This is a genomic window from Sedimentitalea sp. XS_ASV28, assembly GCF_041224545.1.
Classification (GTDB): domain Bacteria; phylum Pseudomonadota; class Alphaproteobacteria; order Rhodobacterales; family Rhodobacteraceae; genus Sedimentitalea.
In genome coordinates this window covers 1-21,613 of the sequence record NZ_JBGFGP010000032.1, presented here as the reverse complement: position 1 = coordinate 21,613, position 21,613 = coordinate 1, and the positions used below count along the sequence as shown (strand labels likewise).

Annotated in this window: 16 protein-coding genes; 15 read left to right on the top strand and 1 reads right to left on the bottom strand. The window is 57.5% G+C overall.

Translation table 11 applies throughout. The annotated features are described in order from the left end of the window. Window positions 1–238 precede the first annotated feature (238 nt). Window positions 239–1,057 (bottom strand): WYL domain-containing protein, encoded by an 819-nt coding sequence (locus AB9K34_RS00465; protein ID WP_369952526.1) that lies wholly within the window; start codon window positions 1,055–1,057, stop codon window positions 239–241. 71 nt (window positions 1,058–1,128) lie between these two features. On the opposite strand from AB9K34_RS00465, the gene AB9K34_RS00460 reads away from it, so the two are divergent. The 15 genes from AB9K34_RS00460 (at window position 1,129) to AB9K34_RS00390 (ending at window position 21,560) form a co-directional block, all read left to right on the top strand. Continuing rightward, window positions 1,129–2,265, top strand: coding sequence for an exonuclease SbcCD subunit D (locus AB9K34_RS00460; protein ID WP_369952525.1), 1,137 nt, complete (start codon window positions 1,129–1,131; stop codon window positions 2,263–2,265). Further along, window positions 2,262–5,342 (top strand): AAA family ATPase, encoded by a 3,081-nt coding sequence (locus AB9K34_RS00455; RefSeq protein WP_369952524.1) that lies wholly within the window; start codon window positions 2,262–2,264, stop codon window positions 5,340–5,342. Before AB9K34_RS00460 ends, AB9K34_RS00455 begins: the two co-directional genes overlap by 4 nt. Before the next feature lie 542 nt (window positions 5,343–5,884). Continuing rightward, window positions 5,885–6,481 carry a DUF6088 family protein gene (locus AB9K34_RS00450; RefSeq protein WP_369952523.1) on the top strand — a complete coding sequence of 199 codons (597 nt, stop codon included), beginning with the start codon at window positions 5,885–5,887 and terminating at the stop codon, window positions 6,479–6,481. A gap of 2 nt (window positions 6,482–6,483) precedes the next feature. Next, the gene (locus AB9K34_RS00445) at window positions 6,484–7,491 is read left to right on the top strand and encodes a nucleotidyl transferase AbiEii/AbiGii toxin family protein (RefSeq protein WP_369952522.1); all 1,008 of its coding nucleotides are present in this window, start codon (window positions 6,484–6,486) and stop codon (window positions 7,489–7,491) included. Window positions 7,492–7,704: 213 nt separating this feature from the next. Next, the gene (locus tag AB9K34_RS00440) at window positions 7,705–8,862 is read left to right on the top strand and encodes a hypothetical protein (RefSeq protein ID WP_369952521.1); all 1,158 of its coding nucleotides are present in this window, start codon (window positions 7,705–7,707) and stop codon (window positions 8,860–8,862) included. Between the two features lie 608 nt (window positions 8,863–9,470). Further along, window positions 9,471–9,839 (top strand): hypothetical protein, encoded by a 369-nt coding sequence (locus AB9K34_RS00435; protein ID WP_369952520.1) that lies wholly within the window; start codon window positions 9,471–9,473, stop codon window positions 9,837–9,839. 123 nt (window positions 9,840–9,962) lie between these two features. Next, on the top strand, window positions 9,963–11,828 hold the full coding sequence (locus tag AB9K34_RS00430; RefSeq protein ID WP_369952519.1) for a ParB/RepB/Spo0J family partition protein: 1,866 nt from the start codon (window positions 9,963–9,965) through the stop codon (window positions 11,826–11,828). Between the two features lie 462 nt (window positions 11,829–12,290). After that, window positions 12,291–13,841, top strand: coding sequence for a hypothetical protein (locus AB9K34_RS00425; protein ID WP_369952518.1), 1,551 nt, complete (start codon window positions 12,291–12,293; stop codon window positions 13,839–13,841). A gap of 429 nt (window positions 13,842–14,270) precedes the next feature. Next, entirely contained in the window at window positions 14,271–14,609 is a 339-nt protein-coding gene (locus AB9K34_RS00420; protein WP_369952517.1) for a DUF736 family protein, read from the top strand. Window positions 14,610–14,817: 208 nt separating this feature from the next. After that, window positions 14,818–15,999 carry a plasmid partitioning protein RepA gene (gene repA, locus AB9K34_RS00415; protein WP_369952516.1) on the top strand — a complete coding sequence of 394 codons (1,182 nt, stop codon included), beginning with the start codon at window positions 14,818–14,820 and terminating at the stop codon, window positions 15,997–15,999. A 2-nt stretch (window positions 16,000–16,001) separates the two neighbouring features. Next, on the top strand, window positions 16,002–16,973 hold the full coding sequence (gene repB / locus AB9K34_RS00410; protein ID WP_369952515.1) for a plasmid partitioning protein RepB: 972 nt from the start codon (window positions 16,002–16,004) through the stop codon (window positions 16,971–16,973). A 273-nt stretch (window positions 16,974–17,246) separates the two neighbouring features. After that, the gene (gene repC, locus AB9K34_RS00405) at window positions 17,247–18,542 is read left to right on the top strand and encodes a plasmid replication protein RepC (protein ID WP_369952514.1); all 1,296 of its coding nucleotides are present in this window, start codon (window positions 17,247–17,249) and stop codon (window positions 18,540–18,542) included. A 134-nt stretch (window positions 18,543–18,676) separates the two neighbouring features. Next, window positions 18,677–19,768 carry a MarR family transcriptional regulator gene (locus tag AB9K34_RS00400; protein ID WP_369952513.1) on the top strand — a complete coding sequence of 364 codons (1,092 nt, stop codon included), beginning with the start codon at window positions 18,677–18,679 and terminating at the stop codon, window positions 19,766–19,768. Continuing rightward, window positions 19,765–20,652, top strand: coding sequence for an antitoxin (locus AB9K34_RS00395; RefSeq protein ID WP_369952512.1), 888 nt, complete (start codon window positions 19,765–19,767; stop codon window positions 20,650–20,652). The genes AB9K34_RS00400 and AB9K34_RS00395 overlap by 4 nt, the downstream gene beginning before the upstream one ends. Before the next feature lie 215 nt (window positions 20,653–20,867). Beyond that, complete coding sequence (locus tag AB9K34_RS00390; RefSeq protein WP_369952511.1) at window positions 20,868–21,560, top strand: ArdC family protein; 693 nt, start codon at window positions 20,868–20,870, stop codon at window positions 21,558–21,560. Window positions 21,561–21,613 lie beyond the last annotated feature (53 nt).

Here is a 21,613-nt window from a genome sequence, read left to right as displayed (position 1 = left end):
CACTGCAAGCGCGCCGAGCGCTTGAGCAATTTGAGGGCTCCGCGCCCGGCGCGCTTGCCCAAACCGAAACCCATGATTATCAAGATCAAACCCGCAGACTCTCGTTATGAACGAGGGACCGAAGGGGGGCAGGTCAATGCCCCATTGTCGGTGGATGCCGTGTTGACCAAACAAGTCTTTAGTCAGCTCCACGGAATAGAACCGGTTCATGTTGATTGAGGGATCTATGCGGCGCATATCAATTTGCATCGATCTCCTCCTCGCTCATCGGAATATAGTCGACAGAGACCCGTTCAAGACGAGGTTCTTTCTGCTCAAGACCCCATCGGCGTTCCGTGTAGAACTCAAGTGCTTTCCGGGTTCTGGCCACAAGCACATCTGAGGTGAACCCGAATTCAATGCGGACCACGCGTTGCTGCGCCTCAGTCAATCTTGAATGCGGTTTGAGTTTCAGGATGGCCCAGGTGAACCAATCGTCATCTCGGGGTACCGCATCGGCTGGCTTGGTTTTTGCGAAAGACTGATCAGGGTCTATGCGAGCAGGATGGAAGTCACGGAAGCCCTCACGTTCAAGACACCAGGCTCGTACGTGAAGCCTAACGCCATCAGAAGCGAACCGAACAGGTGCAATCCAGCGTGTCATCGGTTGAGGATCTCGCATCGATTGATAAACGATCCTCGTTGCCTCTTTCGCCCTGAAGGCACGGTAGAGCGGCCGTAAGACACGCAGGTCCTGAGTGCGTTGCAAATCTGGCAATCTATCGAATGCGGGGGATGGTGCGCCGACCAAGAGTTGCTCCAATTCCATCGAGGACGCCTTGCCACTGAGCCGTTCAAAGCTGTCATGGGCAAGGTATTGGCGCGACGACGCATCATAGTGCAGTGCGTCTTTTGGCGCTTCGGCGAGGTAAGTCCGAAAATCGAGAGCGGCCTGCGCATTCGAAATACCAAATCGCTTGATCAAGGAGGCACGAGTCGCTGCCCCGTCCCAGAAAAACAGTCTGTCGAGGTATTCCAGGCGCGCACGCTGGGCATGTTTGAGGTCTTCGAAGGGCATGGGGGAAGGATACCTTGACTCCCCGTCATTGTCCATATAGTTTTTACATGTGTAATAATTGACGGTGCGACATGAGAATACTTCATACTGCAGATCTGCACCTAGGGCGTCAGTTCATGGGGTTGAGCCTTGAGGAGGATCATGAAGTCGTCCTAGGCCAGATTCTCGAGACGCTCTTGGTCGAACGCGTCGATGTTCTTGTGATCGCTGGGGACGTTTTTGATCGCGCCTCACCGCCCAACTCGTCCATCCGGCAGTTCAATCGCTTTCTTAAGCGTGTGGCAGAAGAGACCGAAGCCGCGGTGGTGATGATCTCGGGAAACCACGATTCCGGTGACCGGATCGAGGCAATGTCTGTCTTCTCCACCGCGTCGAGGGTGCTGGTGCGCGGAATCGCCGACGCGGTCGAGACTCCGCTTGTGCTGAGTGACGAGCATGGCGAGATCGCCTTTTCCGCGCTGCCCTTTTCCTATGAATATGCCGCGCGGGAAGTGTTCGGGGATGAGGGTATCAGCACGCCAGCAGATGTCATAGCAGCCCAAATCTCCGCAGCGAGGGCTCAGGTGCCTGAAGGAGCGCGTTGGGTCGTAGTGGCTCATGCCTTCGTTGCAGGCGGTGCGGTCGGTGAGACCGAACGCGCCCTGACACGGGTCGGCGGGATCGAAACTGTGCCCTCTGATGTCTTCGACGGGGCGGATTATGTGGCACTGGGCCATTTGCACAAGCCGCAGGAAGTAGGCGCGAACCATATTCGGTATTCCGGTGCACCGCTCGCCTTCGGTTTCGACGAGGCGGGAGGTGAAAAATCCATGACTGTCGTCGATCTCAAAGCTGAAGGAGTCGAGATCCGCACCGTAGCTTTCTGTCCGATCCGGCAAGTGCGCTCGCTGACCGGGGCATTCTCGGATCTTCTGGCAGGAACGCCGTCTGAAGACTTTATCCAGGCGATTCTTACAGACGAGAACCCTCTGATCGATCCTATGAAGCGGTTGCGCGCGACCTACCCCAATGCCTGCCATCTGGCCTACGACCGGCAAGGTCGCGCCCCAGAGACCAAAATGCATAACGGCGGGCGAGCAGCGGTCACGCCGATAGATATGGTCGGCGACTTCATGAAGGTTGTGCGCGGCCGGGAGCCAAATGCCGCCGAAGTAACGATCGTCGCGGAAAAACTGCACGCAGCAACCTCCGGGGAGGAACAGGCATGAGACCTATTCGCCTATCGCTTCAGGCCTTCGGGCCGTTCGCGACAACCGAGGTGGTGGATTTCCGCTCCGCGCTGGAGACAGGGCTGTTCGGAATCTACGGCCAGACAGGGGCTGGGAAGTCGACGTTGTTTTCGGCGATGTCTTTCGCGCTATTCGGGGCACCAACCAAGACCGATCAGGAGCCACGTTCGCTGCGTTCGGATCACTCTGCGCCCGATCTACCCACTGAAGTCGAATTTGTTTTTGAATTGGGTGCCAAAACCTACCTGATCCGTCGTCGTCCGGCGCAAGAGCGCCCGAAGGCGCGAGGCGAAGGGATGACAGAAGACGCGGCGGAGGCTTCGCTTTTTGACGTCACCGGAATCCCGGTGGATACACTTGACTCAAGTCAGTCTGGCCGTGCCATTGTTGAAAAGAAGGTCACGGTCGTGGGTCAACAGGTCGAGGCGCTGCTGGGTTACGGGGCAGATCAGTTTCGCCAGATCGTGCTCTTGCCGCAAGGCAAGTTCGAGACGTTTCTTGCCGCAAAAACTGATGCACGGGTCGAGATATTGCGAGATCTCTTCGACGTGAAGATCTATCGCGATCTCGCCGCCCGGCTAAAGGAAGAAGCCTCAGAGGCAGAACGAGCGTTGCGCGACCAGCGTGCACTCTATGTGGCCCGGCTTGAGGAACGCGGATTCGAGAGCGCCGAGGCACTGGAGCTAGGAATTTTCGCGGCGGAAGCCAAGGTCGAGGAGAAGCAGGGAATTCAGCAGATCGCAGAGGCAGCGAACGAAGCCGCGCGCAAGGCTCTGACTGAAGGCGAACAGATCGAAAAGGCTTTTTCTGCCGTCGACACGGCGCGGCAGGCGCTTGATGACCTCGAGGCGAAGACGGGTGAGGTCGATGCTCTGGCCAGGCGGGTCGAGGCAGTCAGCAATGCCTTGCAAGCCCGTGATCTTGAGACGGCTTGGCACAATGCGAAGCACGACGGACGACTTGCGGTGGATGCCGTTTCCAACGCGGAAGCAGAGCTCAATACCGCTAATGGGGCGAAGAAGGAAGCGGCGCAAAAACTGGTCGAGGTGCGGTCTGACGAGGAGCGACGGAAGCAGGTTCAGGCCGACCTGACAAAGTTGGAGGCGATCGAGAGCCAGGCCGGGCAGGCAGCGGTGCTACAGAATGCGTTTGATGAGGCTGCGACGGACGAAGCCTCAGCGAAGAAAACGCTGACCGAGGCCGTAGAGGCCCGCGAAAGGCTCCAGTCTCAGCGTGATGCGACCGATCTGGCGCTTGAACAGGCGCGAAAAACCGAAGCGGTGCGAGGCAAGCTGTCTGATGAGTTGGCAGAGGTCAACCGGGAACGGGTCAAGGCAGCGGCGCATGCAAAGGCGCAGGGAGCTGTCGCGGACGCCGAACGAAAGGTCGAAGCGGCATCGAGCGAGCTGGTGACTAAAACCGATGCGGAACAGGCCGCCGCGGCGAACCTGACTGATGCCGAGGTACGGCTTTCGCGAACGCAGGCGATCATTCTGGCCGAAAAGTTGACTGAAGGAGCGCCCTGCCCTGTCTGTGGTTCCCACGATCATCCTGCGCCAGCCCATGGCGCGCCCGAGCAATCTGGTTTGACCGAAGCGTTTCGCAACGCGCAGGCTGAGGCGAGAACTGCAGCCGAGGCCCGGGTTCGGGCGGAAACCGAACTCGGCAATTGCCGAACGTGGCTGGATGAAAAGAAGCGGGCGCTGGACGAACAGGAATGGCCCGAGCGTACGATGGCGGAACTCGAAGCTGAAATCACTCGGCTGGAAGGTGCCATCGCCACGCTTGGAGAAGCCGTCGATCTTTACGCGATGTCGGAGCATTTGGCCGATCTCAAACGGAAAGTGACCGAGGCTGAAGCTGCCGAGGCTACGGCGCGCACTGCTTCAGGGCAGGCCGAGATCGCTTTCGCCGGGGCGCGCGCCAAGCGTGATGCAGTGGTCGAGGCCCTACCGGATGGTCTGCGCACGCCCGAGGCAGTTGTCGCACGGCGGGAGGCTCTTCAACGCGAGCAAAGGCAACTCTCCGAGGCGCTGGAAGTGGCAACGCAAAAGGACCGAGCGGCCAGCGAAGCGCTCACCCGTGCGCAGGAGCAGCTTGAAGCAGCGAAACGGGCGAGCAACGCGCAGGCGCAGCGCGTGGAAAAGGCGCAAGGTGATTTTGGCGCTCGGCTGGCTGAGGTCGGGCTGGACAAAGCAGGATACGAGGCTTGCAAAGCGCATTTTCCGACCCTCGATACCGACCGTAAAACGGTTTCCGATCATCGCGAAGGCCTGATCGCGGCGCGCACGACATGGCAGAACGCTACGGCCGCTTGTGCGGATCACGAGCGCCCGGACCTCGCCCCGCTTCAGCTGGCACTCAATAATGCTACCCAGGAATTGAATGCCGCCAACGATGGGCTCTCCTCGTCCAGAACAGATGTATCGTCCCTGACCAATTTCAAGAAGTCGCTGGCCGAAGCCTTGGCCGAAACCGAGCGGCTTGAATCCGAAACCGGTCCGCTTCGGGGGCTGGCCGATCTGGCCAATGGCAAGAACGATTTCAAGATGACGCTCGAGACCTTCGCGATTGGCGCCATGTTCGACCAGGTGCTCGAGGCGGCGAACATGAGGCTCGACCCTATGACGCGCGGGCGCTATCGGCTTGCGCGCGGGCTCGAGGCATCGGGTGGGCGCGGCAAACGCGGACTCGAAATCGAGGTCTTCGACATTAACACTGGCAAAGCGCGTCCAACGGCTACTCTGTCCGGTGGCGAGACATTCATCGCGGCACTAACCTTGGCGCTTGGGCTCGCTGATGTGGTCGAGAGCCTGTCTGGCAAAATCCGGATGGATACGATCTTCATCGACGAAGGCTTCGGTAGCCTCGACACCGAGAATGGGGCGGGCACGCTGGACCAAGTGATCCAGGTTCTTGCTGCGTTGACAGAGGGCAGTCGGGCTGTGGGTCTGATCTCGCATGTCGGGCTGGTGCAGGAGGCCATACCACAAGGCTTCTACGTACGTTCGACACCGAGCGGCAGTAGAGTTGAGGAAAGAAGGGGGCTAGGATGACGGAACGGTGGTATTACCGAAAGGCCCACAACCGCCGACTGGTGACGGGGCGGACAATCTCTGTCCGTGGCGGTTGGGTGCTGCAGAGTAGTCAAGGAAGCAGGAAGGGCGCGTCATTCAAACGGACTTGTCCAATATGCGGGGCACCGATTCTAAGTGTTGGCATGCCCAGAGGTGGGTGGGTCCACTTCGAGGGACGTAAAGGCCTGACACGGATCAAACACCCATGTCTGCATCTTGGCGACGGCTTGAGCGGCCGACGCGATGAGAACACGCCAGATCTTTTCTCTGCGCACTGAAAAGGCCGTGTGTCTTCTAGAATATTGACCTACTCCCCTAGAAACCCGCGTTTGTAAGTTTGCTCTGTTAATGAGCTTCGGCTCAACATTTGAGAGTTCTTTCTTTTCTTTGTTTCCGGTGTCTCCTCAATCGAATGTCTGCATCACAGACCACTACCCGCCGTTCCAGATGGCCACGGATACGCATCCTCTAACATTGACTTTCAGAAAAACATACCTTATTTTCTGACAAGGAGATGGATCATGATCACATCGAAGATCAAACAACGCATCATCGGAAAAGGCCGCGGAGCGATCTTTGCGCCACCGGATTTTCTGGACATCGGATCCCGCGCCAGCGTGGACCAGGCGTTGTCGCGTCTGGCAGATCAGGGTGTGATCCGGCGCCTGACACGTGGGCTATACGACTATCCCAAGAAAAGCCTGCGCTTTGGCTATCTGTCGCCGTCCGCGGACGATGTCGCGCAGGCTGTGGCTCGCAAGGACAACCAGGTCCTGCAGCCCTCCCCTGCCATGGCCGCCAACCAGTTGGGGCTTTCAACTCAGGTCCCGTCCAAACCGACCTACATGACCGATGGGCCAACACGGACCAAGACAATCGGTCGGCAGGTGATCCAGTTTCGCAATGCCTCCTCCAAGACGCTTGTTGGCGCGGGCCAGAAGACCGGTACTGTCTTTCAGGCGCTGCGTTATGTCGGCAAGGACCGGGTTGATGATCAGGTGATCGGCAAGTTGGCGCGTTCTCTGGATGACAAGGATAGAACTTTGCTTTCCAAGCAAAGCAAGCATGTGCCGGCCTGGATGCATCCTGTCGTACAGCAGATCGTTGCGCACGCCTGAGCATGGATCAGTTTGCCAACGACACCCCTGAACAACGAGACGAGGCCTTCCAGGAGGCAGCAGCGCAGCTCGGGATGTCCCAGGCCATCATTGAGAAAGACTTCTGGGTCTGCTGGTCCCTGAAGCAGCTTTTCGCCCTGCCCTCCTTTGGCGATCACATGATCTTCAAAGGAGGGACGTCTCTTTCCAAGGCCTATGATGTGATCCATCGCTTCTCGGAAGATGTGGATCTTTCCCTAGATCGGGCACAGCTTGGTTTCGAAGGCGACCGCGATCCTGAAAACCCTGATTTGTCCGGAAAGAAGCAAAAGCAATTATTGCAAGAGTTGCAGGACGCTGCCGAGGAGGAAGTCTCCGGTCCGCTCTTGGCTGAGATTCAGGCCGCCTTCGATGCCAGTCTGGATCAGGGCTTCTCCCTGACAGTTGACCCAGGTGACGCACAAACCCTGCTCTTCGCCTATCCATCCTTGTCGGACGGTGCCGGCGGTTACGTCAAACCCATTGTGCGCTTTGAGTTTGGGGCGCGGGGCGTCCACCTGCCAGCCGAGGTTCGCGAGATATCGCCATATGTTCATCAGGCTTTTCCTGATTTGCTGGGATCTGGCGGGGTAGATGTTAAAGTGCTGGGTGTTGAGCGGACCTTCTGGGAAAAGGCTACGATCCTGCACATGCTCTTCCATCAGGATCCCACCAAACCCCTCGCGGATCGGATGTCACGCCACTACTACGACATGGCCCTGCTCATCGGCCACGAGGCCAAGGAGCGTGCTGTCGGCAGCCTCGACCTGCTGGAACAAGTCGCGCATCACAAGTCGGTTTTCTTCAAAGCTGCTTGGGCCAACTACGAAGATGCCAAACCAGGTTCCCTAAGATTGATGCCGAATGAGAGCCTGACTGCCGCCCTGCGTCGGGATTATTCTGGTATGCGGGAGATGATCATCGGCGATGCGCCGGACTTCGATGATATTCTCGGTGGGATTGAAGGTTTCGAGGCTGAAATCAATAGCTGATCCATCGGTCTGAAAAATTGTCTGGGACAATTGGATAGGTGCCTTGACGGTATTGAGGATATCCGGCACGTTGCACTTGGCCTCTAGTGCATGCCGGTGTGCCCGCCACGCAAAGCTACGCAGCACTTCATTGTTAAATGAACAACCCAGACCAATTTCGGGATCTGGTTAGTAGCGGGCACCTAGTCGGATCCCTATTTTGGGAACTGAACAATGACAACCAAAACTAAAATCGATAAACTGAAACTCCTGGCAAAACGCTATGCGCATGCCAGGCGCTCAAACCACCGTGAGGCGCTTGATGCGATTGCCTCTGAGCTGGGCTTTCCACATTGGAAGGCGCTCACGGTCAAGGCCAAACAAGGCTGGATGCCGAGCGAGGAAGAGCTTGCCAAGGCCGATACCTTTGTTCGTGAATTCTTTCCCTCACTCGGAGGCCGGCCGCAATTCATTGAGCAAAGCATGTCGCGGCCAGTCAGCGAGCCGATCAAAGTCGGCGAGATTGATGGGCATGCCTACCAGCTCTTCGAGTTCTCCGGTGATATTCGCATGGAAGGAGAGGGCTGGCGCATTCTCATAGGCGAGGCTGATTTCTCGCAGCCTGTCGTCGAGATCGAAACCACTCACCAAGAATCCAGCCCAGCAAATGATAGTGGCTTCGTTGAGAAGGCGCTTGCGATTGCGGAAGCCCAGGCTGTGAAAACTCGTGCAGCCATAGCGTCTGGTTGGCCTCGACGTTCGACCAGGCCAAACGCCAAAGGTGAAGTCGTTCACCCGCTACACGGTGACAGGGCTACGGAATGGTTTTGCCTTCATTGCGATGGCAAAATTACGAGCGCTCAAGTCGCTGACAATCTTTGGCACTGCCCTGGTTGCGGTGCGTCGCCTCTGAATATCTTCACATCGCCCTGGTGGTTGGAAGGCGACGATGAGGAGCCAAAAGCTGTTGAATGTGCCAATGATCGGACACGGCCAGAGCCCAAGGTCGACGTGGTGGATTCCAGGCCAACTCTGAGACTGGATGAGGAGAGTATTTCCTTGCTTCTGCGGGTCGCGCTGCTCGAAGATGCCACCAACCCGGGAGAGCGGATCGGTGCTTTGCTGGCTGAGATCACTGTCGATGATGAGAACGATGCTTGGATCACCTTCGACGAAGACCTTTGGCCCGAAGACAAAGACCCGGATGCGGCCATAGCAGTTGCCGACAAACTTGGCATCGAGCTCGAGCTAGCGATGACCTGTATGACGTTTCCGTTCACTTGGCCAAGTTTGGGACATGTTACTGCCAGCACAAGCGAGTATCTCGGGCTTCTTCTGGAGGCATACGAAGAACATGGGGTCATTGTTCGCAACAATGATGATCACGAGTGATTGAGCGCCACTTGGCTCCACCGGCTTTGTCGGTGGAGTCTTCTTTGAAGTCCGTGGGCATCTTTGAGGATTCATGGAACTTGCCAAATGAACTGGTTGGCACGTCCGCGCCGAAGCGCTGTCCAGGCTCTTGGCTACGCCCGGAGCCGCGTGACCCGCGTCTCCACCATTCGGTAGCGATCCTTCGTGCATATCTCAGGTGAGATCGCGGGCGAAACCGCGATCGCTTGAACCAGCGGTCAGCCGGGTCCCCGCTCCGCTCTGACCCAGCTGGCAGTTTTTCTTTGTTGAATTCCGCCTGCCATCCGGCCGACGACCCGAACAGGGGCTCAAGTGTCGCGTACCGCGCCAGCCTCCGCGGAGAAATCCGGTTCCTCCCACGCGGATGCGCGGGTCCCTCCCGATTTCACCGCTCCGGCCCCCTGTGTCGGGTCGCCGTCCGGCCGCAGGACGGGCTATCGCCCTCCCCTGCTCTGCCCAGCCGAAAAGCACGGGGGCTTTTCGGGCTGTGAGATCAGTCGAAGCCTCCGCCACTGGCGGAAGCGGACAAGGCCGAGAGGTCACGTGAACAAGATACCGCGCCGCTCTGACCACGAAAGGAGATGGCCATGGGCCTCGATCAATACGCATATGTCAAAACCCCCGAGAGCGGAGAAGAAGGCGAAAGCCCGAAATTCGTCTGGCGCAAGCATTCCAAGCTGCAGACCTTCATGGAGGCGCTCTACACCGAGCGGACCGGGCTTTCCGCCTCCGATCTGAACTGTGGCGAGTTGAAACTGGAAACCACCGATATCGACACGCTGGAACAAGCCGTGAAGGGAAGTGCCCTGCCCCGCTGCGAGGGCGGTTTCTTCTATGGGCATCAGTTTCAGGACGAGGTGGCGGCTGAGTCCCGCGACTACGATCTTGAGTTCTGCGCATGGGCGCGGGCCGAGATCGAGCAGGGATCGACCGTGATCTATTCCTGCTGGTGGTGACACCATGGGGCCGGAGCCTCACGCGTTCCGCCCCCCCCTCCCCTACCCCATCAACAAAACCAGCCGCCGAGCGCTTGTGCCGCGCTCTGGGCGGGCCTGACATCCATCCGAAAGGACAAACCAATGACCAAGCAACAACCCATCCAAGCAGACACCACCAGTGCCGTGATCCTGCAAATCCCCTTGGAGATGCTCTACATCTCTGATCTGAACCCGCGCAAAGCGGTCTCTGACGCCCACATCGAAAGCTTGGCCGACAGCATCGAGCGCTTTGGCCTCATCCACAATCTCGCGGGCCTCATGGACGACGACGGCAAGGTTGGGATCGTCGCGGGCGGGTGCCGCCTTCGCGCGGTCCAGATGATCGTGGAGCGCACCAAGACCCATCCCTTCTCCACAGTGCCGGTCAAGCTGGCCGCCGACGCCGCTGAGGCCGAGGATTGGGCCAGCGCCGAGAACGCCGCGCGCGAGGACATGACCCCAGCAGACGAAATCCGCGCCTTTGGCCGCATGAAATCACGCGGGGCCAGTGTGCCGGAAATCGCCCTCGCCTTCGCCGTCACCGAGGCCCGTGTCTATCAGCGTTTGGCACTGGCAGGCCTGCCCGAGCCAGTTCTGGACGCGCTTGCTTCTGGTGAGATCAGCCTCGGCACCGCCAAGGTCTTCACGCTTTCCGATGATGAAGCGCTCACCCTGAGCCTTTTGGATCAAGTGAAGGGGCAAGCCGTCTCCGAGTCTGCGATCAAGAACGCGCTGCATCCCGACGCCATCAAGGCAACTGACCGCCGCGCCAAGTTTGTTGGGGTTGAGGCCTACGAGGCCGAGGGCGGCACGGTCGCCCGCGATCTCTTCTCCGACGAGGTCTTCATCGCCTCCCCTGCCCTTCTGGAGCGGCTCTTCACCGAGAAGCTGGACGAATCCCGGGCCGATCTGGTCGAGACCCAAGGCTGGGCATGGGCCGAGGCCCGACCAGAGGCCTGGCTCAACTACTATGAGCTGGATCAGATGAAGCTGGCCCGTCTCTATCCCGTCGAAGGTGATCTGACAGAGGAAGAGACGCAAGAATACGACGAGTTGGCAGATCTCGCCAATGGCGGGGTTCTGGACGAGGACGGTGAAGCGCGTCTTGCCGAGTTGCAGGCCGTTCTTGACGGTGACTATACCGAGGACCAGAAAGCCCATGCGGGCTGTATCATCCTTGTGAATGGGTCTGGCAAGATCGAGATCACCGCTGGTCTGGTCCGTCCCGAGGACAAGAAAGCCGCCATCGAGGCCGGTGTCCTACAGGCCGCACAAACCACCAAATCCGACACCTCGAAATCGCCCTACTCGCAAAAACTGGTGGCGGATATGCAGGCGATCCGGCTGGCCTCCGTGCAAGCCGCGCTTCTGGCCAAGCCGGAACTTGTTCTGGACCTGCTGGGTTTTGGTCTCTCAGAAGCCTCGGGCAGTTTTGAGAGCGTGTTCGGCCTTCGGTTGGATCGTCCGACCAATGCGCCAAGCGTTGAGGAGGGTTTCACCCAAGAGCCGCGTCTCGATCACGGGATCGATTCCAGTGAATACTGGCAGAAGGGCACTCGTGTTGAAGACCTGCCCGAGGCTTTCTCTACCTTCCGCAAGACCGGCAAGAAAGCCCGCAACGCCCAGATCACCGAGGCGATCGCCCGCACCCTGCGCTACCGGGCCGGTGGCGTAGAGTTCTTTGGTTTGATCGCCGACGAGGCCGGAGCCGATATCCGCAAGCACTGGACGCCCACGGCAGAGAATTTCTTCTCGCGGGTCTCAGCAGGCCATCTGGTCGATCTGCTCTGCGAGTTCCTTGACTGCGATGCCCGCGACGAGCGTGTCGCCGCTTTCGCCAAGCTCAAGAAGGCGGAAAAGGCTGAGAAGATGGAAAAGCTCGTGAGTGATCCCACGACTCAGAAGCTGATGGGGCTGACACCGGAACAGAAGGCCAAGCTAGATAAATGGGTGCCCGACTGCACCTGACGGCTCCTTCGTGGGGAGACCCAACTGGCCCCGCTTCGGCGGGGCTTCTTTTGTTTGAGTTAGCGTCAAGATGCAAGGCCTGGAAAATTGTCCGGCGGCGGGACAGAAGGCCGAGTCCCCTGCCCTGCCGCCGGACCGGCGCTGTCCGCGCGGGAGCACCGCTGGGGCGGTGCCAGGTCATTCTGTGGCCCCGGTCCTCATTTGCTAGGAGTGCGGTCTACTTGGGCTTGTGTATGAAAAATCTGGCGTTCGAGAGATAGATGGGACAGAATTTGATGTGATCCCTTGGCGCTGGTTGGACAAAGTTCCAAAAAGAGGAAAACGAGGGGTTTCGCAACATATTGATATTGAACAATAATAATCCGGCCGGGTTTGAGATCAACTTTATCCACCCACGAATAGAGAACATGTTATAAATAGAGCAGTGTGACATGACTTCAGTTTACCGGTTTGATGATGACAATGGACGATACGAATGCACTCATTCTGAGCACCGGGCCTGCACTCACAACAACCTATATCGCGCGGCTTCGGGAACAGGGTGTGAGCGATGCCGCGGCGCGAAAAAGGGTCCAACGGGCGACTGAGGGTTACACAAAGCTTGCGGGTATTCGTTTCGAGAAGAATACCAGGTTTATTTATCGGCCGGAGGACTATGGCACTGTCAGGTTCTGGCGAAATCTCGAAAGCGCGTTCTATACGCACGGGAAGAGCTATTGGGCGGCGATCACAAACCTTCGCGCGCGGGGTGGCATGTGTCGGCGCGAGCGCTTTACGCAGGTCAGCGGAGCACCCATATCTCGCAAAGGACAACTTCCTCCGGATATTATCCTCGAGCGACTAATCGCGATCAAAATGCTGGAAGAGCAAACGTTCAACGACCAAGCATATATTCTCTTTCAACCCGCCTATCTGAGGTCCGCTCCAATCGAGTTGATACGCGCGAACGAGCTCGCAGAATTTGTGGCGCTTCACGGCATCAAGGAATGGGCGCGCCGCCTCGGTCTGGGAAGCTACAATAAATTCAACATGCGCGATGAGGATGACCCGGCCATTGTCTCGGGTTTCACTTTCGACATAACGGCGCCCGCCTATTTTCGGCCCCTCCTGCAGGTCGTCGATGGGAAGCCAAAGCCGGGATTTTTCGTTTGCGACATTAACTTGTATGGTGTGACGGACGAAGCCGCAGTCGAAGCCTTCGTCCGAAAATGCGATGGAGCTGCATTTTCAGCCAAAGTAGGGCGGATTATGCCCGTGTTCGTAGCCGAAGCCTTCTCTCAGAAAGGCTTCGAGTTAGCTAAGAGTAAGGGAATTCTGGCGGTAACGCCCGAAACGCTCTTTGGGTCCGAACTCGCCAAGGCGCTTCGAGATCTTGTTCGTCTGCTTACCGACACCGGCGCGACCGCAGCCGTGAACCCCGATCACCTTTCCAAAGTGCTTAAGTCGCTCACACGAATAGAAGGGGCATCAGCCAATATTCGGGGCGCACTTTTCGAATTGGTGGTCGGCAGCCTGGTCAAAGATGTTGAGGGAGGCTCTCTCAAGACAGGTTTCAAGGTCACGAACTCTGGCACCGGGGAAAAGGCCGAAATTGACGTCCAATTGGACAAGGACAATCATGCAGGCTTTTTGATCGTGGAATGCAAAGCAAAGAACCCCGGCGGTCGTGTCAGCGAGAAGGAGGTCAAGAGGTGGTATGACAACCGTGTTCCTCTGATCCACCGCATCCTAAACACTGGGTTCAAGGAAGTTGAGCGGCCCTTTCACTTTGAAATTTGGACGAATGGAATCTTCGCAGCATCTGCTTTGGAGTGGCTCGAACGACAGGCCAAAGAATGTGATGGGTATACGGTTGATTGGAAAGACGGGGCCGCGCTCAAAACCTATGCCGATCAGGCCTCCAATGTCTCACTAAGGGAGATGCTGCGAGAGCACTACTTCCGTAATCCTTTGACTTCGATCGCGCAGGAACATGTGACGGTGGTCGAAGGTGGTGCACCATATCAGAGTTAAAGCCCATTGGGCGAGGCAAAGGCCTATGCTTCCGGAAGTGAACTCGCAGTCGATATCGGCTTCCGAAAAGTAGGCGGGTTCGGTGTTGCCAAAGGTCCCTCCGGTGCGTGGCAAATCCAGCTTTCTGGCTGAAGAAGTGGTCAGTCTGGAACTGCATAACCGAGCGATATCTCCTTTGCTTGGCGATTTCAGTTCATACAGTGTGGTCTAAGTGCCCCTTCATGCGGTGTTGCATGACATGCTGGTTGCAGGGTCTGCCCCGAACACAAAGGGCGGGTGCCAGAATTGTCCCCTGCCCTGTCGGGCATTCCTCGCGCGGCAAAATTCTGTCCCCCTGCCCTTCCTCGCTCCGCTACGCCTGCGGTGTGTTCGTGTCATGAGCCCCTGCCCTCTGACCATCATTGCAACACCAAATGAAGGAGCACAGCAATGACCACCAACTGCATCAAATTCGAAAGCGCAAACATTGAGGACGCCAAAGGTGTCGGTTCAATCTCCACTCTGACCTTCGACATCGACATCATCGTCGAACCGGTCACAAGCGACAATCCCTTGGCCCCTACGCACCGCGTCCTTGGCCGTTCCCCTCGTGGCCGCTTGGTCGAATGCGGTGGCATCTGGAAGAAGCAAAACCGTGATACCGGTGCCGACTACTTTACGCTGTCGATCCGCGACTTTGGCTTCAATGCCAATCTCGGCAAGGCAGCGAGTCAGGATGATGACACGCTTCAGGCTGTCATTCCTTGGGGTCCTAAGGAAGCCCAATAAGATCTGCACCGGGCCGTGTCCTGGCCCGGCGCACCCATTTCTCCGGCGCTGTTAACAGCTGTTAACTCGTTGGGGTAGTATCGCTTCCCTAGTAGCCCGTTGGTTCGGCAGCACAAATTGTGGAAAAATCCTTGACTTAGCAGGGTGAATCACTGCCATTAGAGTCAAGTTGCGCAAATAAGCGCGTTCGAGCAGAGAAATTGCAACTATGTTTCAGACGGCACCCATCGAAGCGGCCTCTCAATCCGAACTTACAAGCCAGATGGCGGCGCGTCTACACACGGCGCTCACCACGCATCTTCAGCAGGCTTATGCGCCTGATCAGCGTAAGAATTTGAGACTATTCAGCGCAACAGAGACTGCTGAGCTGCTCGGCGTGACGGGGCAGTTCCTACGCAAGTGCCACAGTGAAGGGTCCCTTCCTGAGCCTGAAGTCATCAAGAATGGGCGCCGGTTTTACTCCGGTGAAGAGGTCCTGCAGGCACGTCACCTGTTTGAGGCAAGCTCGCGTACTCCCGGAAAGTACCTTCCCGGGCGTCGCGAGGGCGACAAGCTCCAGGTCCTTCAGCTGATGAACTTCAAAGGTGGTTCTGCCAAATCCACCTCCGCCATCCACCTTTGCCATTACCTTGCTTTGAGCGGCTATAGGGTCCTGGCGATTGACCTAGACCCGCAAGGAAGCCTCACGGGTTTTTGCGGGATTCAAACGGAACTGGAGTTTGAAGGCGCGTCAATTTATGACGCGCTCCGCTACGAGGATCCGGTGCCCATGTCGGAGGCCATTGTGGAAACTTACTTCCCGGGTCTCCATCTCGCGCCAGCTCGTCTTGTGCTGAGCGAATTCGAAACCGAGACTGCAGTCAATGCCGGCCGCGGTGTGGCCTTCTTTGAGAAGCTCAGCATTGCGATCAAGTCCGTGGAGAGCAACTACGATGTGGTGGTCATTGACAGCCCACCAGCACTTGGGTTTCTAACCTTGACGGGCCTATATGCGGCCACCTCGGTCATCGTGCCGATGACACCGAGCATGCTCGACCTGGCTTCCACACAGCAATTTGTCGAGATGACCTCCGCCTATTTGGGCGTGATCGAAGACACAGGCGTCAAACTGGATCATGATTTCTTTTCGTTCCTCATAACGCGCGATGACCCGAGCGATATTCCAAGTCAGCAGATCGTGAGTCTGATGCGTGCATTGTTCCAGGACCGCGTGGTTAGTGCGACGGGCCTTCGTAGTACGGCTATTGGCGACGCATCGATGCTCAAGATGTCGATCTACGAGGTAGCGCGTTCCGAGATGACACGGTCGACCTACGATCGCGCTAAAAACAGCATGGATGCGGTTGGTGCTGAGATCGCGGGAATGCTTCAACAGGCATGGGGGCGGTAATCATGGCAATGGGGAAAAACAAAACCGGCATCATGGCCGCGATTACTGCGGCGACTGAAGCCGCAAAAGACAGTGGTTCAGAACGGGCGCATCGGACATTGCCCAAAGGGACCATTGGGTCTGTTCGCGCAGGCCTCGGCGGTATTCAGGATATCGATACAAACCTCATCTTGGCTTGGGGTCCCAAGGACCGGCTCGATATCGAGTTAACAGCTGTTAACAACACTGAGCCGAATGAATCGATCCAGGACCTGGCATCCAGTATTGCTGAAGCGGGACAGCAGGTGCCCGTTCTTCTTCGCCCGTCCAAGGAGCGCGATGGGCATTTCGAGGTGATCTACGGTCAACGAAGGATACTCGCCTGTCGGCAGCTTGGTATTCCAGTGCGGGCATTAATCCGAACGCTCGACGATACAGACGCTTTGATGGCAAAGGGGCTTGAGAATGCCGGCCGCGCGGAACTGAGCTACTATGAACGTGTTCGTTTTGCGCAAGCGATCCTGGAGCAGGGATACTCCCGGGCAGAAGTTTGCCAGGCCTTGGCAATCAGCAAAAACACGCTGTCCCAGCTTGAACGTATCAATCGCCTGGTTCCCTGCGCCGTCGGTGAAGCAATCGGCGCGGCTCCGGGGGCAGGGCGCCCGAAGTGGACAAGCCTCGCGACGGCGTTTGAGAAGGAGCAGCTGACCGAGAAAGCAGCCCTGGGAATTCTTGGTCGATCCAGTGAGCTGGAATCCGACGGTCGTTTGGAACTCGTGCTCAAGGAGATCGGCAAGCGCGGAAAGCAAGAACGGTCTATTGAGGAACGCTCGCCACTTCCTGGTGTTCAGATCAAGAGTGGAAAGTCCGGCCTCTCGCTATCCGTCAAGAGGGCAGGGGACAACACGCAATTTGCAAATTGGCTGGACCAAAATCTGGACCAGCTAATTCAGGATTCCTTCGAGCGGTTTCAATCAGAAAACCACGAAGGATAGGGCGTTTAACAGTTGTTAACCGCCAAAACGGAGGCAACGAGCAGAAAGGAGAACGGCACCAAAAAGAAAACCCTCGAAACCGAAGTCCCGAGGGCTGCTGCGCACAAGGCGCGATTTGTTTTGACACTACAATCCTAGCAGCCCGCGAATCGCTAAACAACGAAAAACGTCTTCGGGCGAACAGGTTTTCTGTGCCTGCATAGTAAAATGAAGAAATTCAATGATGCTCCGCATGGAGCGACTGGGACAGTCATGCCTCAGAACGGTGGGGGTATGTCCAATATCAACCAACCCTCGGGCTGGCGTAAGGCAACGGTTGGACTCGCTGTCGCTGAACAGCACGCACAGGCGGGTGAGAGAGCAGCCGTTCCCAAGGCACAGGCCTTTGTAGCTGTGAAACGCGTTGGCGCTCATATCGGCCTCAAGGCCGGTGACATGCTGCTTCTCGATACCCTTGGCGCCTTCACACAGGCCCAGGACTGGGAGGAGGGGCAACGTCCGATCGTCTGGGCGTCCAATGCCTACCTGATGGAGCAAACGGGCTTCTCGCTGTCCGCGCTCAAGCGCCATGCACGGCGCCTGGCAGAGATCGGGGTGATTTCCTTCAAGGACAGCCCAAACGGCAAACGGTGGGGCCACAGAGACGCTGACGGGCGCATCATCGAGGCTTATGGCTTCGACCTGTCGCCGCTGTCAGCCCGTGTTGAGGAATTCGAACAGCTCCATGCCGAATTGCAGGTCGAGCGCGAGCTCTGCCAGCGCCTGAAGCGCCAGATCACAGTTGCGCGCCGGATGATCCGCGCCAGGATTGAAGCGGCCTTCAACGGCACGCTGATAGGGCCCTGGGAGCATCTTTCGGGGCTGTTCGAGGATCTCCTGGACCGTCTACCGCGTCGGAACACGGGTTCAGAGACGCTTGAGCGGCTCTTGGCTTGGTTCAAGGAACTTCAGGAGCGGGTGGAGGTCACCTATCTCAAGGCAGTTCGCGCGATTGAGGCTGTGGAAAAAACCGCCAAAATCATCGAACAAGCCAGTGAAAAGACTCAAGAAATGAACCCCAGGGAGGTCGGTACTGAACCTCATATACTAATTACAACTCAACTTAATCCTGTAATCTGTAATCGCTCAGAAACTGAGCAAGCGGCGGGCGTGGTGCCCAATGCCCCACCCGAAGAGCAGGTGGATAGGGAGTTGGAAGACTGGGTTGCAGAGACGCGGAAAAAACGCGGTGTAGCGCTTGATTTGCCAACGGTGATGCAGGCTTGCCCCGAATTCGCGTCCTGGGCGCGCAATATGGGTGGGTATCTGAAGGATTGGGGCGATCTGCACCGGGTTGCCGGACAGCTGAGGCCGATGATCGGCGTCTCGGAACATGCCTGGAACCTCGCGCAGGACCGACTTGGGCCTCAAATTGCCACGGCAGCGCTGGTTCTGACCTTCGACAAGCATTGCGCCGGCGAAGTGGCGTCTCCGGGTGGCTATCTGCGGGGCATCGTCCAGAAAGCCGGGGCAGGGGAGTTGCATCTCGAGCGCAGCTTCTATGGCAGGCTCAGTGGGCAAGCTGCATGACTGGGGCGTCACCTAGCTTGCTGAAGATGGGCTCTGACGGTCGGGAGGTTGATACGTATAAGTTTGCTGAACAGTGAATATTGACATTCGAGCGAATATAGGAGAGAAACGGCTAAATCTGCTGAACAGTGAATATGGAAGAAATCGCGAACATAGAGCCGGAACTTATGGAAAGCCTGAGCGAAAGCTTTGAGGCGCTTCCTAACGTTCATTTGGGCGAAATCTCCTGGGAAGCGGGAATTGGCAGCCGTTTGCGCCCGGATGTAATTCTTGACGCGGTCGTGGCAGGTCGAGAAATCGCCTTCGTGGTGGAAACCCGAGGCGATGTGTTTCCGCGAGACGCACGAGAAATTGTCTGGCAGCTCAAACGATACCTGCGGGAGTTGGATAGTTCCAACCGGTGCTATGTTCCGATGATCCTCGCACGTTCGGTTTCGGAAGGGGCCCGGGAATTTCTTCAAGAAGAGCAGGTCGCCTATCACGACTTGAGCGGATCGCTCTTTGTCAGCGTGGATGAGACGTTTGTGCTGATCGAGAGACCGAAACCCAAGCGCGCCAAGCGTCGCGCCATGAATGTATTCAAAGGAACCCGTGCACAGGTCTTGCACGCCTTGTTCGATCGTCCAGGCGAATGGGTGACCGGCTCGGAGATTGCCGAATATGCCGGTGTGTCTGCCGCAACTGTTTCCGAGACCTTCATGGATCTTGAGCGCCGCGATTGGCTAGATGTGAGAGGGGAGGGACCTGCAAAACGGCGCAGACTGATCCGGCCGGATGTCCTCCTGGATGCCTGGCGTGACAGCATTCTGGCGAGCCGAGCATCGAAGCGGAGCCGGTATTACGTTCCGCGGATGAAACCCGAGGACATGGCCCGCGCGATCGAGGGTGAAAATTACTACGACGATTTCGATCTGGAGTTCACCGGACAGTTTGCCGCCCAGGCATATGCGCCGTTTCTTTCAGATGTTTCTGACCTGACGGTGCGGGTCTTTGGGAAGCGGTCACACGATAGGCTCATCTCCACTTTGGGCGCCCGAGAGGTTTCAGAAGGTGCAAACCTTGTCGTGATTGACGCAAAAACCATGAAACAGCGTCACAGGATGTTTGACGAGCGAAGACGCTTGTTGGCCTCACCCCTGCAAGTCTATCTCGACCTGATGGAAGATCATGGCCGTTCAAAGGAAATGGCAGAGCATCTGCGGTCTCAGAAACTGGTGTGGCAATGAAGAAACCGACGGCCATTCAGGGCTACAACCAAACAGTCACCGAGGCCTGTGAGCGCGTTCTGGTCACGCTGATCCGCCATTTGGGACCGTGGCGCGACTCCATCTTTCTCGTGGGTGGTCTGACGCCACGCTACCTCATCAAGGAACGACCACCGGCGGTACCTGCGCACGCGGGAACCGGTGACGTTGATGTCGTCGTAGACATGAAGCTGCTCGCTGATACCGAAGCCTACCGGACGCTCGAGGACAATATCAGGGCCATCGGGTTCAAGCGGTCAGAAAACGATCAGGGTAAAAAGCTCTCATGGCGCTGGCAGCAGGAGTTGGTCGACGGCACGGTTCTGATTTTGGAGTTCCTGGCTGATGCAGGCGATGAGAGGGGTGGGGCACTACAGGAATTGCCCTCGGAGGGTGCGGTTTCGGCAATCCACATTCCGCATTCGGCGATGGTGCTGGATCATCATGAGACCGTGGATATCACAGCCGAACTGCTGGACGACGGTGGCGTCACGACCGAGACCATCCGGCATGCCGATATTGTCAGCTTCACCTGCCTCAAGGCGTTTGCTTTCGATCACAGGGCCGAACCCAAAGATGCGCATGACCTCTGCTATTGCCTCGAGCACTACAAGGGTGGAACGGAGGCCCTGCATTCTGCATTCGAAGCCGCACTGGCTGGCAAGCATGCCGAAACCGTCACGGTGGCGATAGCCATCCTCGCCCGGCGCTTCTGCGATGGCGACGGTTTCGAGGGCTATCAGAAGGATGGTCCTGTCGCCGCAGCGCGATTTGAGGGCGCAGAGGACTGGATTCCCGACAATCGGATCTTGCGGCAACGTGACTTGAGCGTCGTTGTTCAGGATGCCATCGCGCCATTCATCTGATCCTGATCCGGTGGGGTAGGGGGCTTACCGCTCTGAACTCCTCTGTCTCATCCCCGTGCGAGCAAGGGGATCGCGGGTGTGGCGGACGCCACCGCCCGCGCAATGGTCTGCCCGCTCCATTCGCTGACGCTCCCGTGTTGACCATGCCCGGGCGGCTTATTGCGTCCGCCATTTCCTCCCGCGTCCCGCACGGGGACGAGACAATGGAGTATCACATGGCAAAGCCCGATATCTACACCCGCATCACCGAGAAGATCATTGCCGATCTCGAAGCCAGCACCCGACCCTGGCACAAACCCTGGAGTGCCGATCATCTCGCCGGTCGTATCACCCGGCCCCTGCGCCACAACGGCATCGCCTACCGCGGACTCAACATCATCTTGCTCTGGGCCGCGTCCGTCGCCCATGGCTACGCCGCACCCACCTGGATGACTTACCGTCAGGCACTCGAGCTCGGCGGGCAGGTCCGCAAAGGATCCAAGGGTCAACTCGTTATTTACGCCGAAAAGCTCCGCAAGACCGAGACCGATGATGCGGGTCAAGACCGCGAGGTCGAGATCCCCTTCATGAAGGGCTACACGGTTTTCAACGTCGATCAGATCGAGGGGCTGCCCGTGACCTACTACGAGGAGGCTGAGCCGACGCCCGAGACCGCCGAGCGCGATGCCACAGCAGAAGCGTTCTTCGCTGCGACCGAGGCCGATATTCGCCATGGAGGCAATCAAGCCTTCTATGCGGTTGATCCCGACTACGTTCAGATGCCGCCCTTCGAGACTTTTGAATCCCCTGAGGCGTACTATTCAACACTGGGCCACGAGGTTTGCCATAATGCCGATGTTCTGATTATGCCGCGTTTCTGCTGGCGATTGCCTATTTGCTCGGGTTTCTTGCGTTTTCAGGCTGCATAAGACTGTCGTAGAGAACGCCTGTCTTTCAAACTAAGGAAGTCCGATCTGGAAAA